Origin of the sequence: Syntrophotalea acetylenivorans, from assembly GCF_001887775.1 — a bacterium.
Taxonomy (GTDB): domain Bacteria; phylum Desulfobacterota; class Desulfuromonadia; order Desulfuromonadales; family Syntrophotaleaceae; genus Syntrophotalea_A; species Syntrophotalea_A acetylenivorans.
On the sequence record NZ_CP015519.1, the window covers coordinates 2,770,472 to 2,785,224 of the forward strand.

At 53.9% G+C, this 14,753-nt stretch carries 18 protein-coding genes; 9 read left to right on the forward strand and 9 right to left on the reverse strand.

The annotated features are described in order from the left end of the window. The first annotated feature begins 219 nt into the window (after positions 1 to 219). Together A7E78_RS12665 and A7E78_RS12670 are read left to right on the forward strand one after the other, a co-directional pair. Entirely contained in the window at positions 220 to 540 is a 321-nt protein-coding gene (locus tag A7E78_RS12665) for a hypothetical protein (RefSeq protein ID WP_072284622.1), read from the forward strand. A gap of 116 nt (positions 541 to 656) precedes the next feature. Continuing rightward, complete coding sequence (locus tag A7E78_RS12670; protein ID WP_072284623.1) at positions 657 to 842, forward strand: MerR family transcriptional regulator; 186 nt, start codon at positions 657 to 659, stop codon at positions 840 to 842. Positions 843 to 914: 72 nt separating this feature from the next. Here A7E78_RS12670 and A7E78_RS12675 read toward each other — a convergent pair whose 3' ends face one another. After that, positions 915 to 1,982 (reverse strand): 3-deoxy-7-phosphoheptulonate synthase, encoded by a 1,068-nt coding sequence (locus tag A7E78_RS12675; RefSeq protein WP_072284624.1) that lies wholly within the window; start codon positions 1,980 to 1,982, stop codon positions 915 to 917. 367 nt (positions 1,983 to 2,349) lie between these two features. Between A7E78_RS12675 and A7E78_RS12685 the strand changes: the two genes are divergently transcribed. The 4 genes from A7E78_RS12685 (at position 2,350) to A7E78_RS12700 (ending at position 3,879) form a co-directional block, all read left to right on the forward strand. Further along, positions 2,350 to 2,637, forward strand: coding sequence for a YggT family protein (locus A7E78_RS12685; protein WP_072284626.1), 288 nt, complete (start codon positions 2,350 to 2,352; stop codon positions 2,635 to 2,637). A gap of 10 nt (positions 2,638 to 2,647) precedes the next feature. After that, on the forward strand, positions 2,648 to 3,196 hold the full coding sequence (locus tag A7E78_RS12690) for a DivIVA domain-containing protein (protein WP_072284627.1): 549 nt from the start codon (positions 2,648 to 2,650) through the stop codon (positions 3,194 to 3,196). After that, a complete protein-coding gene (locus tag A7E78_RS12695; protein WP_072284628.1) occupies positions 3,193 to 3,483 on the forward strand; it encodes a DUF167 domain-containing protein in 291 nt (96 codons plus the stop codon). Before A7E78_RS12690 ends, A7E78_RS12695 begins: the two co-directional genes overlap by 4 nt. Before the next feature lie 159 nt (positions 3,484 to 3,642). After that, entirely contained in the window at positions 3,643 to 3,879 is a 237-nt protein-coding gene (locus tag A7E78_RS12700) for a hypothetical protein (RefSeq protein ID WP_072284629.1), read from the forward strand. 108 nt (positions 3,880 to 3,987) lie between these two features. On the opposite strand, the gene A7E78_RS12705 is transcribed toward A7E78_RS12700, so the two are convergent. Genes A7E78_RS12705 through A7E78_RS12720 form a run of 4 tightly spaced genes read right to left on the reverse strand, consistent with a single transcriptional unit; the run spans position 3,988 to position 6,854 of the window. Then, positions 3,988 to 4,470 carry an LEA/WHy family protein gene (locus tag A7E78_RS12705; protein WP_072284630.1) on the reverse strand — a complete coding sequence of 161 codons (483 nt, stop codon included), beginning with the start codon at positions 4,468 to 4,470 and terminating at the stop codon, positions 3,988 to 3,990. A gap of 25 nt (positions 4,471 to 4,495) precedes the next feature. Then, the gene (locus tag A7E78_RS12710; protein WP_072284631.1) at positions 4,496 to 5,635 is read right to left on the reverse strand and encodes a DUF362 domain-containing protein; all 1,140 of its coding nucleotides are present in this window, start codon (positions 5,633 to 5,635) and stop codon (positions 4,496 to 4,498) included. Beyond that, a complete protein-coding gene (locus A7E78_RS12715) occupies positions 5,632 to 6,027 on the reverse strand; it encodes a secondary thiamine-phosphate synthase enzyme YjbQ (protein ID WP_072284632.1) in 396 nt (131 codons plus the stop codon). The genes A7E78_RS12710 and A7E78_RS12715 overlap by 4 nt, the downstream gene beginning before the upstream one ends. Next, positions 6,024 to 6,854, reverse strand: coding sequence for a lipase family alpha/beta hydrolase (locus A7E78_RS12720; protein WP_072284633.1), 831 nt, complete (start codon positions 6,852 to 6,854; stop codon positions 6,024 to 6,026). Before A7E78_RS12720 ends, A7E78_RS12715 begins: the two co-directional genes overlap by 4 nt. 115 nt (positions 6,855 to 6,969) lie before the next feature. Here A7E78_RS12720 and xerC point away from each other — a divergent pair, with 115 nt between their 5' ends. Further along, complete coding sequence (gene xerC / locus A7E78_RS12725; RefSeq protein ID WP_072284634.1) at positions 6,970 to 7,863, forward strand: tyrosine recombinase XerC; 894 nt, start codon at positions 6,970 to 6,972, stop codon at positions 7,861 to 7,863. Positions 7,864 to 8,076: 213 nt separating this feature from the next. Here the strand turns inward: xerC and A7E78_RS12730 are convergent, their stop codons facing one another. The 3 genes from A7E78_RS12730 to A7E78_RS12740 form a co-directional block, all read right to left on the reverse strand. Next, positions 8,077 to 8,847, reverse strand: a complete 771-nt coding sequence (locus A7E78_RS12730; RefSeq protein WP_072284635.1) for an SAM-dependent methyltransferase — start codon at positions 8,845 to 8,847, stop codon at positions 8,077 to 8,079. Between the two features lie 30 nt (positions 8,848 to 8,877). Next, the gene (locus tag A7E78_RS12735; RefSeq protein WP_072284636.1) at positions 8,878 to 10,092 is read right to left on the reverse strand and encodes a methyltransferase domain-containing protein; all 1,215 of its coding nucleotides are present in this window, start codon (positions 10,090 to 10,092) and stop codon (positions 8,878 to 8,880) included. A gap of 448 nt (positions 10,093 to 10,540) precedes the next feature. Then, positions 10,541 to 11,104 (reverse strand): lipid-binding SYLF domain-containing protein, encoded by a 564-nt coding sequence (locus A7E78_RS12740; protein WP_072284637.1) that lies wholly within the window; start codon positions 11,102 to 11,104, stop codon positions 10,541 to 10,543. Between the two features lie 419 nt (positions 11,105 to 11,523). Here A7E78_RS12740 and A7E78_RS15540 point away from each other — a divergent pair, with 419 nt between their 5' ends. Next, positions 11,524 to 12,273, forward strand: coding sequence for a chloride channel protein (locus A7E78_RS15540; protein ID WP_250637594.1), 750 nt, complete (start codon positions 11,524 to 11,526; stop codon positions 12,271 to 12,273). Next, the gene (locus A7E78_RS15545; RefSeq protein WP_250637595.1) at positions 12,168 to 12,872 is read left to right on the forward strand and encodes a chloride channel protein; all 705 of its coding nucleotides are present in this window, start codon (positions 12,168 to 12,170) and stop codon (positions 12,870 to 12,872) included. Before A7E78_RS15540 ends, A7E78_RS15545 begins: the two co-directional genes overlap by 106 nt. A gap of 110 nt (positions 12,873 to 12,982) precedes the next feature. Here A7E78_RS15545 and A7E78_RS12750 read toward each other — a convergent pair whose 3' ends face one another. Continuing rightward, positions 12,983 to 14,542, reverse strand: coding sequence for an acetyl-CoA hydrolase/transferase C-terminal domain-containing protein (locus A7E78_RS12750; RefSeq protein ID WP_072284638.1), 1,560 nt, complete (start codon positions 14,540 to 14,542; stop codon positions 12,983 to 12,985). Positions 14,543 to 14,753: the final 211 nt, after the last annotated feature.

Consider the following 14,753-nt stretch of genomic DNA (forward strand, 5'->3'; position numbering starts at 1 on the left):
GTTTCCAGTTTTTATTATAAAAGCCGCTTGACGTTATGAGTGCACTATTGATTTTTCTATTTCCGACAAAATTTGTCAAGTATGAAATGGTGAACGGGCTTCCTGCCGCCCCTTGTCGTATGATGATTGTCTGTTGCGGCAAAGGTCTGTATACTTCGGACGGAGCCTTGGAATGGGCTATTTAGTGCAGTTACAGTTAGCAACGAAGGGAATGCAGGGATGAATATATCGGATCGTTACCGAGAATTGACCGATGATGTGCAATTACTGTTGGATTCTCCAGTGGATGCTTCCGGCGATGAGGTGCTGAAAGCCCAGCGAATCATCGAACAGGCCGCCCAGGAGATGGAGGAGCTGGAAGAGTTGGTCGGCGAGATTCCGCAGATGAAGTTGGAGTCCAAACTGACCCCGGTGTTGTTGAAAAGCCACAGCCAACTTGACCGGGCTCGGCTGTTGCTGGTAGAGCAGGGAGCCGAGGACCGCGCGGCGGCTGTTTGGGAGCTGGAGCAGAAGATTTATCGTTTGCTCAATGCCCTCTAGGCGGTGGGGCTGTCGCCTCTGTGACCTTGCATGGTGGGCAATCTTGTTTAGAGTTGTAACAGGGATGATATTACTCTATTAACAAGGCCAATCAGGTCTCGAAAGGAGGCGTATCCATGTCGCTGGGAAAAACCTGGTTTACTCCGAAAGAGGCGGCGTCCATGTTCGGCATCGATGAAAAGCTGATTCTTGAATGGGTCGAGGAAGGTCTGGTGCGCTGCGAAAGGCTTGAGGGCAAGGTTGCGCAGGTCAATCTCGATGATCTTAAGCTGGAGGTCGAGGCCTTTCTCAAAAGCTCCTGAGGATGGAAGAAGGTTTTATCAGGTCGTAGAATGACCAATGCGCCCGGCTTTAGCCGGGCGCATTGGTTTTTGTTAGGCGATAGGGCGACCGCCCATCTTTTTCAAGCTGGCATGGGCCTGGCGAAGCAGGCGTTCGGTGTCCGGCCAGTCGATGCACTTGTCGGTGACGGACATTCCGTACTGCAACTCGTCGATATCGTCCTTTAACGGCTGATTGCCCGCTTCGATGTTACTCTCCACCATCAGGGAGTTTATGGAGCGATTGCCCTGGGATATTTGCTCGATAACGTTGTTCAGCACTTCTTCCTGACGGGCATGATCTTTATAGGAATTGGCGTGGCTGCAGTCGACCATTATGGATGGTTGCAGGCCGGCCTTAGATAGCAGGGCTTCGGCATGGGCAATGCTTTCGGCATCGTAGTTGGGCTTGCCGCCACCTCCGCGCAGGACCATGTGCCCGTCGGGGTTGCCGCAAGTCTCGACGATGGCGGTGCGCCCTTCGCGGTCGATGCCGAGGAAATTGTGGGAGTGAGTCGCAGCATCAATGGCATGAACGGCGATCAGCAGATTGCCATCCGTGCCGTTTTTGAATCCGATGGGAAAAGACAGTCCGCTGGCCATTTCCCGGTGAGGTTGGGATTCGGTGGTGCGAGCACCGATCGCGCCCCAGCTGACCATGTCGGACAGGTATTGCACGGTGATCGGATCGAGCATTTCGCAGGCGATGGGCAAGCCAAGGTTTGTCACTGTGCAGAGCAGATTGCGGGCTACACCGAGGCCCTTGGATATCTGATGGGAGCCGTTGAGATCAGGGTCATTGATCAGCCCTTTCCAGCCGATGGTGGTACGGGGCTTTTCAAAATAGACGCGCATCACCAGCAGCAGCTGGTCGGATAGCTCCTGATTCAGTTTTGCCAGGCGCCGGGCGTAATCGATGGCGGCCTGAGGATCATGAATCGAACACGGGCCGACGACGACCATCAAGCGGCTGTCGTGATTATGAATGATATCCTTGACCTGTTGTCGCGACTGGGTCACAAATTCTGCGGCCTGCTCCGACAGGGGAAAAACCTGCTTCAGGTCGGTAGGAGCGATGATCGGGGTCATGGAGCGGACATTTAAGTTGGTCGTGCGCTTCATTGAAGGCCTCTCTGCTGCGGTTGTTGTTTCGATGCCGTATGCAAACGGCAGATCAAGCAGTCACTTTAGCGATTTTTCAGAAGAAAGTCAAAGTTTAGCGCCCATCCAAATGTACGGAAAGGTTTGACACTGTGCTGCCCGATTCGGTATAAGTTGAAGGCTAATTGTTGAATATGACAAACTAAACTTGATGGCGTCGCAAAAATTCCGTCCTACGGCGTTAAGGCGTTTTTTCAGGACCTCGACATGCTTAGGTGTATGCCTTCGCCCCTGAAAATACATCTGGCCTTGCAGGTCGAAATATTTGCTTAGCCATTCTGGAAGTTTTCGAGAGTGTATCAATCTGGTTGGGAAAGGAGAAAGCATTGTGGCGATCCTCAATGATCTTTTGATCGTATTCGGTGAAATGGTTCTGATGCTCTTGCAGATCTATATCTTCATCGTCGTTGCCCGGGCGGTGATTTCCTGGGTAGGGCCCGATCCCTACAATCCGATTGTGCGCTTTCTCTACAATGCTACCGATCCGGTTTTGCAGCGTATCCGGCGAGTTTTGCCCCTGCAGTTCAGCGGTGTCGATCTTTCCCCTATGGCCCTGCTGTTTGCCCTCTTTTTTATTCAGAACCTGATCCGGCGTTTGCTGTTGCGCCTCGGCTGAGGAGCCCACCATGACTATTACTCCCATCGATATTCAACAGCATCAGTTCAAAACCCGGCCCATCGGTTATGAAAAGAGTGGCGTCGATCACTATCTGGAGCAGATCGCCGAGGAACTGGAGAACTACCATCGTCAGGTTCAAGAGCTGAAAGAGGAGCTGGCTCATACCAAAGCGGCTCTGCAGGAGATGCGGCAGCGGGAAGCTGCGGTTAAAGAGACCCTGCTGACCGCTCAGCAGATCACCGAGGAGATCAAGGCCAACGCTCATAAAGAGGCGGAGATTTCAATGGCCGAGGCAGAGCTGGAAGCGGAAAGGATTATCTACGACGCTACGAAACGACGTTCGGAGCTGCTGAACGAGATTCAGGAGATTCGCCGACAGAAGGTTTCCTTCGAGTCGTCTCTACGTGGTCTGGTCGAAGGTCATCTGCGAATGCTCGATATCGAGGCCTTGCCGTCGGAAGAGGGTGCTTCGGTGGCACAAATAAGTTCTGAAGTCGAGCCGTCGGCTAGAGAAATGTTGCCCGAGCAGAACGATGAGGATTCGCAGGGCCGATGAGTCCCTATCTGCAAGGCTGTGAGGATGGTGTCGTCATCAGCATCTATGTGCAGCCGCGAGCCAGCAAAAACGAAGTGGTCGGTTTGCTGGGTGAAGAACTTAAATTACGCCTTACCTCGCCTCCCGTAGAAGGAGCGGCAAACAAGCTGTGCCGTGAATTTCTAGCCAAGCTACTGGGGGTGGCCAAGGGTCAGGTCAGTCTGGTGTCTGGCGAAAAATCCCGTCATAAACGGCTCCTGGTCCGAGGCCTCACTTCGGACCGGGCCCGTCATATCCTGGAAGGTTGATCTTTTTAGATACTTCCTTCCCGTCCCTCTCCTCTGGTCCCAGTCCTTCCTGCTCTCCGATGATTTCTGACCTGTGTTTGTCTGTTCCTTATCTCTAAGGTAAAATTTTAAAAAGCTGAATTAACGAGAAGAGAGAACTTTCTCGCCCGAGGTGGTGCCATGAATAAAATCATCCAAGCCGAGCGCTATGCCAAGTATGTCGATGAGATTCGCAAGCTTAAAGACCGGAATGCCGACTTGGAGAGCCTCAACCAGCGCCTTTCCAGGCAACTGGATGAGTTGCATGGAGAATACCTGGAGTTGCGCTACGCAATGAAAGGCATGGCATCGCAGGCCGAGGTGCTCGTTTTGCGTAAGAAGGTTCTCGAGTTGCAGAACAAGCTCCAACTCAAATAATCTGCTTGCCACACGTATTGAGGGTGGATTCCCAGGCCCAGTCATATTTGCTGGTGCTCAACCGATGTGTTCCGGCAGTGGAATCGCCGGAGTCGGGCTGAACAAAGATCAGTGCTGGGGGTTAAGGGTTGAAAAGGCCGCCAGAGGAATAATCCCCTCCTCCTCGAAACTCACGGTTCGGGACAGTACACCAAATCCTCCTAGGGTGACTTGACCATTAATGGCAAAAGGGATGTCCGTTTGTTCCTGGCGGTTGCGGCCGATGCGCAGCAAATTGAGATAGCTGCTCGACAAGCGTAAGGTCAGGCTGCCTGTGTCATGAGCGGCGATATGGACCTCTTGGGCTGTTTGACCTTGTGCCACCTTAATGTCATCCAGGCTCAGAGCGTAGACGGCCCGTTGGATTTTCAGAGGAAAGTCATTGGGGTTATACAGGCTCAAGTCAGCACTCATGATGGCATGACTGAGCGTCAGGTTCTCCAGTTGCAGGCTGAGCAGGCTGACTTCTGGCGGTATCGGTCGAATACTGGCGCAGGCGGTGAGCAGCAGGGCGATGCCGGCGAACAGAAACGTCTTGATGATGCGTCTCATGGCAAATCCTTTCGGGAAGGAGAACTCAGCGGCGCTGCAGGAAGCGTCCAAGGCGCAGCAGCAGGCCCTGGCGGGTTTGCAGGGCGCCATGGGGGCATAGCTCCTGGCAGCAAAAGCAACCGATGCAGCGACGGTAATCGATGCGTAGCCGACCCTTTTCGATGGTCATGATCTCTGGTGGACAGTGTTTGACGCACAGACCGCAGAGTGCGCAACTCTGGCGATCAACCTGGGGTCGGGCACTGAGAGATTGTTTGAGAGGGGTTCGCAGCCAACCTGGCAGGCCGAAGTTGACGTCGGTGGTTTTTGCTGGTCGAAAGTTGCGGCAGCGCAATTCCTCCGGGGGGATGCCGCACAGTTCGATCTGGCTGAGTTGGCTTCCCGGACGATGACTGGCTGCCGCTACCCGCTGAGTCCAGACTTCCTGTGGGCGCATTCCGGCCAGCTGGCAGGCCACCGTATCCAGGGCCAGCGGGTTGCTGCTGGCCAAGAGAGCTCCCATGTGGATGGGGTCACCGCTGCCGGGCCCGTCCCCTTCCATGGCGGTTACGGCATCAGCGATGGTCAGACTCGGGGCGATGTGTTCGGCCAGTTCCAGAAGCATCAGGGCGAAAAAAGCCTTGTCGGAACCCGCTTGCAAATGAAGCCTCGGTTTGCGCATACCGACCACGGCCCCAAACAGGTTTTTCACCCCACAGGTCAGGCCCATCATCTGGTGGGTTTTAAGTTTCGGCAGGTTGATGATCACATCGGCATCGAGGATGTCGCGGGCAATCTCCAGTTGATGAAAAGTCGATCCCTGAGGTCGAACGGAAACCGATTCGCTGAAAGGGGCGAATTTTGCACCGGTCTCTTCGATCATGGCCAGGATGCCGCAACGCCTGGCCACTTGCAGCGGGCTACCGATACCGGGAGAATCGCCAACCGCCACCTTGCCGCCGACTTTCTGCACCATGCGAATCACGGCCCGCACAATTTCCGGATGGGTGGTGACCGCCAGGTCCGGGTCTTTGGCTGCCAGCATGTTCGGTTTGAGAAGTACCCGTTGTCCGGGGCTGACGAAAGCGGCCATCCCCCCTGCCGGCGCCAGAAGGAGTTCCAGAGCCTGTTCTACTTCGGCTCGTCGATAGCTCGAACATCGGCCGAGGCTTACCTGTGTTTTCATCCGGCCAAGACCTTGATGTGCATTTTTCGCTGTCTTGGGCCGTCAAATTCGCAGAAGTAGATTCCTTGCCAGGTGCCGAGTACCGGCTTCCCTTTTTCAACGATGAGCAGTTCGCCGGCTCCGACCAGAGAGCTTTTGATGTGGGCGGCGCTATTGCCTTCCCCGTGCTGATAACGGTCTTCAAAGGGAATCACTTTGTTGAGTTCCATCGTGATGTCTCTGGTGACGTCAGGGTCGGCGTTTTCGTTGATGGTCACCGCGGCGGTGGTGTGGGGGACTTGCAGCAGGGCCAGTCCCGAGTCGATGCCTGTGGCGGCAATGACCCGGCAGATCTCGCGGGTGATATCGATCATTTCCACCCTTTGCCGGGAAACAATTTCGATGCTGGTCATAGGCGCTCCTCTTTCAGTTGATCAACGATAGTGCGCAAAACCCGTCGCCGGAACAACAGGCTGGTGTGGCCGCTGCCGGATAGTTCGATGTTGTGGGCGCCGTCGAGGCGGGCATGTTCATAGGGCAGCACCATGTTGTCGTGACGGCTGTAAATGGTGCTGATGCGGGCTTCAGGCGGTAAGGGCGTTGTGGCCAGCCGCTGCAGGAAAGGGGAGCCTGGCATGAGCAAACGACCCAGTGAAGAGAGAGCGAAGGGGGCCAGCTTTGAACCGCCGTTGGGAGTGGCGATGAGCAGGCACCGATCGACTTTTTGGGCGCCGCCGCGAATTTGCAGGTAGTTGCGGGCAATGATGCCGCCCATGGAATGCCCGATCAAGTGGACTTTCTTCCGACCGTTGGTCTGGCGCAGTTCATCCACCCGATTGGCCAGCCGTTCGGTCAGAATCTCCACATCTTTCCAGGGAGGCAAAGCGATAGTATGCAGGTTGGAAAATCCCTGGCGGTGAAGACAAAACTTGAGCCATAGCCAGCAGGCGGGTGACTGAAACAGGCCGTGCAGGAAAATAATCGGTTGTTGCTCGCCCGTAGAGACCTTCTCTTTACGGTTGAGCCAGCCGAGAGGCTGCAGTAGGATGGTCAGGGTCAGGCAGGTGGTTTCGACGGCAATCAGGGCCATGCTAAACAACAGGCGGCGTAGCGCCAGACGATTGTTCAGCAGCTGCGGATCGCGGTTGGCGTATTCGTACCAGGCCATGGCAAAGGTCAGGCTCACCACCCCTGCCACAAGACCAATAAACAGAGCTAACAGACTAAAAAAAGTGGCCAATGTCCCTCCTCAAAGAAAGTATTATTACACGCACATCGAGAGGCGTCAACGGCTTTGGCGGAGGCTATGATGGAGATTTTTAAGAGGTTTTGTCATAGGTCTTTGTGAGGTGCATATGCAGCAATTGATGGCCGATTTTGAGCAACATCTCGCCGTTGAGCGGAATCTTTCCGCCCATACCCGGCGGGCCTATAGCCAGGACCTTGAAGAGTTTCGGGTATTTTTAGAACAGGATTCATCGCCCTCTGCCGCAATAAGGGTGACGGATGTCGACACCCTGCTTTTGCGCCGTTATCTGGCCTATTTGCATCGCAAAAACAGTCGTTCTACCATCGCCCGCAAGCTTTCCGCTCTGAGAAGTTTTTTTGCCTATTTGGTGCGTCAGGGGGTGTTGACCACCAATCCCGGTGAACTGATCTCGACCCCGAGACAGAAAAAGTATCTGCCCAAGACTCTGACCGTCGATGAGGTCTTCGCGTTTATTGAACGGCAGGGAGGCTCCGAAGTTCTGGTGTGTCGGGACCGGGCCATTCTTGAGGTTTTTTATTCCTGTGGCTTACGGGTCGGTGAGTTGACGGCCCTGGATATCGGTAGTATCGATCTGGAGCAGGGACTGGTTCGGGTTCTCGGCAAAGGCGGGAAGGAACGGTTGGTGCCCCTTGGTCAGAAAGCCCGCGTTGCCCTGGTGCGTTATCTCGATGTGCGAAGCACGGGGCAAGACGAAGAGGCTCTGTTTCTCAATTATCGCGGTGGCCGCTTGAGCGCCCGCAGTATCGAACGCAATTTCAAGAAGTTGTTGCTTCAAGCCGGTCTGGTCAAGGACGCCACTCCCCATAGCCTGCGCCATTCTTTCGCCACCCATCTCCTCGATGGCGGCGCCGACCTGCGTGCCATACAGGAACTGCTCGGTCACGCCTCCCTTTCCACGACCCAGAAATATACTCAGGTCAGTCTAGATCGTTTGATGGAGGTCTACGATAAGGCCCATCCTCGGGGCCGGAAGAAATAGTGTTGAAATCACTTCGGAACACCATTGTGTGGGCCCTTTTTCCGTCTGATAAACCCTTGATAATCCGATAATCAATCTGAGAAAAAATATAAGATGGCCCAACCTATCAATATAAGGTTGGGCCGTTTGGTTTTCTGTAAATCGTGAGTCGTGAGACAGGCCATTTCAACAAGTTCATATGCCGTTTGAACAACTAGCTGTTGTGGATGTTCATCAGAGCGGGTTTCTTGCAATCACGTATCCGAAGCTGACCCAACGACCTCTGTCAATTTCGAGTGTCTTAGGGTCTTCATCAGGTTTTGCTTTGCAGAAAGGGTCGTGCTTGGCATATTCGAGCCACCAATCTCTGGAATCTGGAGCATATGCAGACTCAATCACTTCAAAACCAGCCTTCTTAACTGACTCGACCGTGGTGGACAAATCGGAAAAACATTCTTTCCACGGATATTCGCTTTGCGACACGTATGGTTCGAGGTCCGCGGGGATATCGACATCGAGATGCATCGGTTCCCCCAGGCCGAAGGTGCCGCCTGGCTTAAGAACCCGGCTAATTTCTTTAAGACAGGCAATATAACCCTCCTCGCCATTCATAACGCGTAACATTTCCAGCGCGGTGGTCGAATAGACGAAGTCAAAGGAAGACGTAGCAAAGCCGGTCTCTGGAACGCCTGTTTTAAGCGCCAAAAAAGCATTGGCAACGCCCCAAATTTCGGCATTCTCCCGGGCATGGTCGATCATCGGTCTGCCATCCATGCGGTCGTCCCAGGGGTCGATTCCTGTGACCGAAAGGCCATATTCTTTTGCCAGAAAACAACTCTGGTAACCCCGATTACAGCCAACGTCAAGAAGGCGCTTGCTCTTGCTCAGTCCCATCTTCTCGGCGATAAATTCTGCCACCTTGAGGCCGCCAGGGCCGCTGCACTGAGCGTAAATGGTATCGAGATCCGTGTATTTGGACGCTTTTGGATAGTCTTGTTTTTCCATCGCTATTTCCTGGTCGGTATTTATTGAGTTTTATGGTTTTTGTAGCAACAAGCAAACGTAGGAAAATTCATCGCCATAGAGTTGGCCGATCCGAATCTCTTTCTGCATATCTTCAAAGGCCTTGCTTGGGCCATACTTTTTGATCGCGGCTTCACACTGTTGCTGCATATCGCTGTAGAAATTTGTCCAGTCTTCACGAGGCAGAAGAAAAGAATCAAGGACCTGATATCCAAGCTCTTCAGCAAGTTTCCAACGATTATCTGGGGTTGTCATAGCGGGGTAGCCTGATTCCCAGAACTGAGCGCACTCTGGTGACAGTTGGTCTGTGAGCAGTACAGCATCGCTGAAGAAAAGAGACCCTCCCTTCCGGAGAAGTCTCTTCCAGTCGCGAAGAGCTTTCTCAACCCCCATGATGTAGGCACTTCCTTCAGCCCAGAGCAGATCGAAGCTATGATCGGGGAAGGGCAGCTCGAACATGCTGGCGTGAACCGTTGTAATCCGCCCCGAAACACCTAGATTTTCGGATTTTTGCTTCAGGCTTTTCAAAAACGGATCATGGTTGTCGACGGAGGTTATTTGTGCTTCGCAAGCATCCGCCAGAGCCAGGCTGGCAGAGCCATTTCCACAGCCAATATCCAGAATCGTTTTAATTTCAGCCGGCTGAGGAATCGACTTGAACGCTCTTAGGGTTGATTCGGTGCTGCCCGGTCCAGGCCGATCCATCTGTTCATAAACGGCAAAAAAGTGTTCCATATATTCCTTGTTCGCGACAATGTCACGGGAGACACAACGGATATGGAGGGCTTCTTTTTCACTGAAACCAAGCTGTTGCAGCCATTGGATATGTGCGGCTGAAGATTGCTTGTCAAACTGATTGTGCCATTCATAAAGCCGCTTGCTAAAGGTTTCACTTTCGATTGACCGGCCGGTGACTTTGCTGTAAAGGGCAGCAAGGACATCCCGAGCCGTCTCCATCTCCTTTAGCTCCTGTTCAAGGCTGAAAAGCCTCTGTTCAAGGAGACTCGCATCGACTTGCCCTGCTAAAAAGCTTTTGCATTCCTGAAGGGTCAGGCCGGCTTTCTGAAGCTGACGAATCAAGATCAACTGGTTGAAGTCCTGTTCGGAATATTGGCGATAGCCATTGGTCGAGTCGCGAGTCGGTTGGATCAGCCCAATCCTTTCGTAATAAAGGAGTGTTGAACGGGCAATACCGACCCTTTCGCATAGATCTGCAACTCTGTACATAAGGCTCCTGACTTGAATTAAAGCGGAGATAACGGAAGTTTCTCTCCTAAGCTAACCTATGAACCTTTAGACAGGTCAAGGAATTTTGAGGCGAATTTTCCAATGGGGGCGAATTTTCGAAATGCCTCAGTCCAACCATTTGAAAGGAGTGTGGGGGATAGGTGATTACTGCAGATCTCGCATTGTGGTAACGGAGGATGATGGAGTGTTGAAATTCGTCCCCAAAAGAGAGACCGAATGCCCGATATGTTGAGATATCAAAATTCGAAGTTCTCCAGAAAACGTGAGTCTAACATCTCGATAAAGCCTGACACAGGGGGGCGCCGTTCTTGCGATATGAGACAAGCCCACCAAACGATCTTGGTGGGCTTGTTTTGCCAGATATGGGGTGCTTGGCAGGAAAGGCCAACCCAAGCCAATCTGGCCCTCACAGTTGATGATGAGGACTCTAATTCAGAGAATCATCCTTCCAATATTTCGTACCCGTGACTGTTGCCTGGAGGGCCAATCCGGACTCTGTTAGCTGGTATATGGTTATATTGTCGATGACTGCTTCACCGCCGACAGCAGCTCCTTTGTCACTGGCTTTGGCGGCAGCATCGGCTTGACCGCCAAAAGCCCAACCTTTTTCTGTAAAGCGGTTCATAGTTTCCGTGTCGTGAAAGACAAAAACGGCGCGAAAATCTTTAACGCCTAGTCCCAAGCCGATGCCAACTTCCCCCATTTTCATGAAAGTTTGCTTCCCTGTCCTGTTATTTATCACCACACCGTGGCCGCCACCAACACTGGCAAAAATAATGTAAACATTTGCGTTGCTGAAGACAGCATATCCCGGAGCTTTGGAAATTTGGGATCTTACATCCGGCTTTACTTTGTAGAGATCGGTAAGAACATCATTTTTCATGTTGAGGATTGCTTGGCGTTTTTCCGCCTTGCTGTTCCCGGCTGTGGTTGCACAACCACTAATACTCAATATTAGAACTATTCCCAATGATACCAAAATCCGAGTCACGATTGGCCTCCCTATCCTAATGGTTTGAGGTGTCAGGCATCCAGATAGCGCTTTACAGGTGCCGAATGTATCAAAAATCGACATTTGTAGGTACCGATAAATTTATTAAGGTGGCTGATGCCCTGTTGAACGACAATTGTCTTAAACTTTTTTTATTTATCAATGAATCTAAAAGTATCCCGATTTCAGGATTGTCTCTGCCCCCCTGACATATTGGAAGATCCAGCCAGGTTTCTTAGGTTCGCTGTTTGGTCTTGCCAATATTCCTGACCGTGAGGTAGGTTATGAAAATCTTTCATGAGACAGTTTATTCTCGCATCTAAGCAGAGTCAGGTGTTTCGGGGGGGACTGATAGGGTTCTTGCCAAGATGGGGAGTTGGAACGTTCGTTAGCTGATCAGATCGGAGTATTAAAATATCATGCCGATACGTTGGGATTTCAAGGAGCATCTTTCGCTGGGCAAGTATGTCCTGCGCTGGTTTTTGCTGGTTTTGCCCATGTCCGCCCTGGTCGGGTCGGCTGTGGCTCTTTTTTTATGGATGCTGCACGAGGCGACGGTGCTGCGCTGGGAACATCCCTGGTTGGTCTTTCTTCTTCCCCTGGCCGGGGTCGTCATTGTCGTCAGCTATTCGCGTTACGGCAAGAATGCCGAAGGGGGCAACAATCTGGTCATGGAGCAGATCCATGAGCCGGGGGGCGGCGTTCCCTTACGCATGGCGCCGCTGGTGTTGCTGGGCACGGTAGTGACTCACCTGTTCGGTGGTTCGGCTGGTCGGGAGGGGACTGCGGTGCAGATGGGCGGTAGCATCGCCCAGGTCTTTACTGGGCCGTTGAAGCTCGATGAGGGCGATACGCGTATTCTGCTGACGGCGGGGGTTGCAGCGGGATTCGGCGCGGTATTCGGTACTCCTCTGACCGGGGCCGTCTTCGCCCTGGAGGTATTGGCTCTGGGCAGCATGCGCTATAACGCCTTGATCCCCTGCCTGATGGCGAGTGTTATGGGCGACTTTTTCTGTACCGCCTGGGGATTGGCCATACCCCTTATCACATCAGCGGCGCGGCCATGCAGATTTCGCTGCCGGAGTTCCGCATCGACCCGCTTTTGGCGGCAAAGATCGCTATCGCATCGGTGGCCTTCGGCCTGGCAGGATTCCTGTTTGCTGAATTGACCCACTCCTTTCAGAAACTGTTCAAACGCTTTGTTCCCGCCTACTGGGTACGGCCGATTATCGGTGCCGCCCTGGTGCTGGGGATCAGTTGGCTGCTCGGCACTCGGGACTACCTGGGAATCGGTGTTACTACCGCCACGGGCGAAGGGGTGTCGATCGTCAACGCCTTCACCGGCGGTGTGACGTCCTGGAGCTGGTTCTGGAAACTGCTGCTGACGGCCATCACTCTCAGTGCCGGTTTCAAGGGCGGCGAGGTGACGCCGCTGTTTTTCGTCGGTGCGACTCTGGGCGCGGCGTTGGCAGGGGTACTCGGCGTGCCGGTCGATCTGCTGGCCGGGGTCGGTTTCATTGCGGTCTTTGCCGGTGCCACCAACACGCCATTGGCCTGCACCATTATGGGAGTGGAGCTCTTTGGTTCCCAGTATCTGATCTATTTTGCCACGGGCTGTTTTCTCGCCTATCTGTTCAGCGGCCATTCGGGTATCTACTTGTCTCAACGCATCGGCATCGCCAAGGGTAATCACCTGGATCACGATGACAAGACATCGTTGCGCAATGTTCGTGAGGAGCGCCGGGGGCTGTTCGATCGGTTTTTTTAGGAGGGTGTTGGTTTTTCGTGGCGACAGGCCTTAATTTTATCGGCAAACAAAAGAAGAGCCCATCCGTTTTCGGATGGGCTCTTCTTTTGCTACTGTTATGTATGCTGGGGTCAATCCCAGTTTTTGACCTTCATGGTGCCGTGCTCGGCCAGGTGTTGCTGCATGCGGAATACTTTGTCGAGCATGTGCGGTTCGTGGCCGCAGCCTTTGGCCAGGCAGATGCTGCTGGCCCGGTCCAGGTACTCCTGCAGGATCGGCCGGTAATCGGGGTGAGCGCAGCGATAGATGATGGTCTCGGCCCGTTCGCGGGGAGCGAGGCCGCGCAGGTCGGCGAGGCCCTGTTCGGTGACGACCACGTCGAGGTCGTGCTCGGTGTGGTCGACGTGGGGCACCATGGGCACCACGCAGCTGATACCGGTCGGGTCGGTTTTGCTGGGGCGCACCGAGGGGGTGTGCATGATCGACAAAAAGGCGTTGCGCAGGAAATCTCCGGAGCCGCCGATGCCATTGATCATGCGGCTGCCGCCGACCAGAGTCGAATTGGCGTGGGCGTAGATGTCGAATTCCACCGGGGTGTTCATGGCGATGACGCCGAGACGGCGGATGATTTCCGGATTGTTCGCCAGTTGTTGGGGGCGCAGTACGATTTTGCTGGTGTACTCGTCCCACTTGTCGTAGAGCCTCTGGAATCCGCCCTCGCTAAGGGACAGGGAGGTGGCGGAAGCAAAGTTCAATTTGCCCGAGTCGAAGAAGTCGAGCATGGTGTCCTGCAGTACCTCGGTGTAGACGGTCAGGTCGGAAAAGGGGCCGTTAACCAGGCCGCCGACCACGGCATTGGCGATGTTGCCAACCCCCGATTGCAAGGGCAGCAGGTTGGACGGCAGGCGCCCGGCGCGTACTTCGGATTCGAAGAAGTCGAGTATGTGTCCGGCGATACGCTCCGAGACGTGATCGGTGTTGCCCAGCGGTCGGCCGTTGTCCGGTTCGCGGGATTCGACGATGGCCACGACTTTGTTCGGATCGCAGGGCACCCAGGGTTGGCCTATGCGGTCGCAAACCTTGCTGATGAGAAACGGCTGCCGGTTGGGCGGCAGATCCGGAATGATGATGTCGTGCAGCCCCTCGTGGGAGGGGATGGCGGTGTTGAGTTCGATGATCAGTCGTTCCGCAGTCTGAATGATCTCGCTGGCGATGCCGACGGAGCCGGCCAGAATGATGTTGCCTTCGGGGGTGATGGCCGAGGCCTCGATGATGCCGATATCGAGCTTGCCCCCCAGGTCTTTGGTGTAAAAGCCGTAAAGCAGGTCTTGGGCGAACATGGAGAGGTGTTTGTCGTTCATCAGAATGCGGCCGCTGTTGATGCCTTTCTGAATGTTCTTGCCGCTCTGGTAGGGCCAGCGCCTGGAGATCATGTCGAGGGATGCCCAGCGGTCTTCCGTTTCGGTGCCGACGGAAGCGCCGACCAGCAGGTTGAAGCGCAGCTTTCCTTGCAGGTTGTTGGCTTCGACATGGTTGGCTAGCGCCTTGGGTATGGCCTTGGGGTAACCCACGGGGGTGAAGCCTGACCATCCCAGGTTCATGCCGTCCTTGAACAGCGGAAGGACCTCTTCAACAGTTTTGACCCGGTTGCGCAGGATAGGGCAGCCGATTCGGCTTTCTAGGGTGGACATGATTCTACTCCTTGATCTGATAATGCGGACTGCTTCCCTGTCGCCATAGGTTTTCGAGCCAGTAGTTTTACGCAGGTTGCGCAACTATGGGCAATGGCAGAGCGAATATCCAGGGCTTTCGACGGGAGAGTTAATGACCCGATGGGGTCTGATGCCGGAGAACTGCCCGGAATATACGGCGGGTTGTTTACGGTGATGCTGAACTATAAAA

Excerpts from the sequence above, each read along its gene's own strand:
- A7E78_RS12665 (WP_072284622.1), top strand. The coding sequence starts at position 220 with ATGAATATATCGGATCGTTACCGAGAATTGACCGATGATGTGCAATTA.
- A7E78_RS12670 (WP_072284623.1), top strand. The coding sequence starts at position 657 with ATGTCGCTGGGAAAAACCTGGTTTACTCCGAAAGAGGCGGCGTCCATG.
- A7E78_RS12675 (WP_072284624.1), bottom strand. The coding sequence starts at position 1,982 with ATGAAGCGCACGACCAACTTAAATGTCCGCTCCATGACCCCGATCATC.
- A7E78_RS12690 (WP_072284627.1), top strand. The coding sequence starts at position 2,648 with ATGACTATTACTCCCATCGATATTCAACAGCATCAGTTCAAAACCCGG.
- A7E78_RS12695 (WP_072284628.1), top strand. The coding sequence starts at position 3,193 with ATGAGTCCCTATCTGCAAGGCTGTGAGGATGGTGTCGTCATCAGCATC.
- A7E78_RS12700 (WP_072284629.1), top strand. The coding sequence starts at position 3,643 with ATGAATAAAATCATCCAAGCCGAGCGCTATGCCAAGTATGTCGATGAG.
- A7E78_RS12705 (WP_072284630.1), bottom strand. The coding sequence starts at position 4,470 with ATGAGACGCATCATCAAGACGTTTCTGTTCGCCGGCATCGCCCTGCTG.
- A7E78_RS12710 (WP_072284631.1), bottom strand. The coding sequence starts at position 5,635 with ATGAAAACACAGGTAAGCCTCGGCCGATGTTCGAGCTATCGACGAGCC.
- A7E78_RS12715 (WP_072284632.1), bottom strand. The coding sequence starts at position 6,027 with ATGACCAGCATCGAAATTGTTTCCCGGCAAAGGGTGGAAATGATCGAT.
- xerC (WP_072284634.1), top strand. The coding sequence starts at position 6,970 with ATGCAGCAATTGATGGCCGATTTTGAGCAACATCTCGCCGTTGAGCGG.
- A7E78_RS12730 (WP_072284635.1), bottom strand. The coding sequence starts at position 8,847 with ATGGAAAAACAAGACTATCCAAAAGCGTCCAAATACACGGATCTCGAT.
- A7E78_RS12735 (WP_072284636.1), bottom strand. The coding sequence starts at position 10,092 with ATGTACAGAGTTGCAGATCTATGCGAAAGGGTCGGTATTGCCCGTTCA.
- A7E78_RS15540 (WP_250637594.1), top strand. The coding sequence starts at position 11,524 with ATGCCGATACGTTGGGATTTCAAGGAGCATCTTTCGCTGGGCAAGTAT.
- A7E78_RS15545 (WP_250637595.1), top strand. The coding sequence starts at position 12,168 with ATGCAGATTTCGCTGCCGGAGTTCCGCATCGACCCGCTTTTGGCGGCA.
- A7E78_RS12750 (WP_072284638.1), bottom strand. The coding sequence starts at position 14,542 with ATGTCCACCCTAGAAAGCCGAATCGGCTGCCCTATCCTGCGCAACCGG.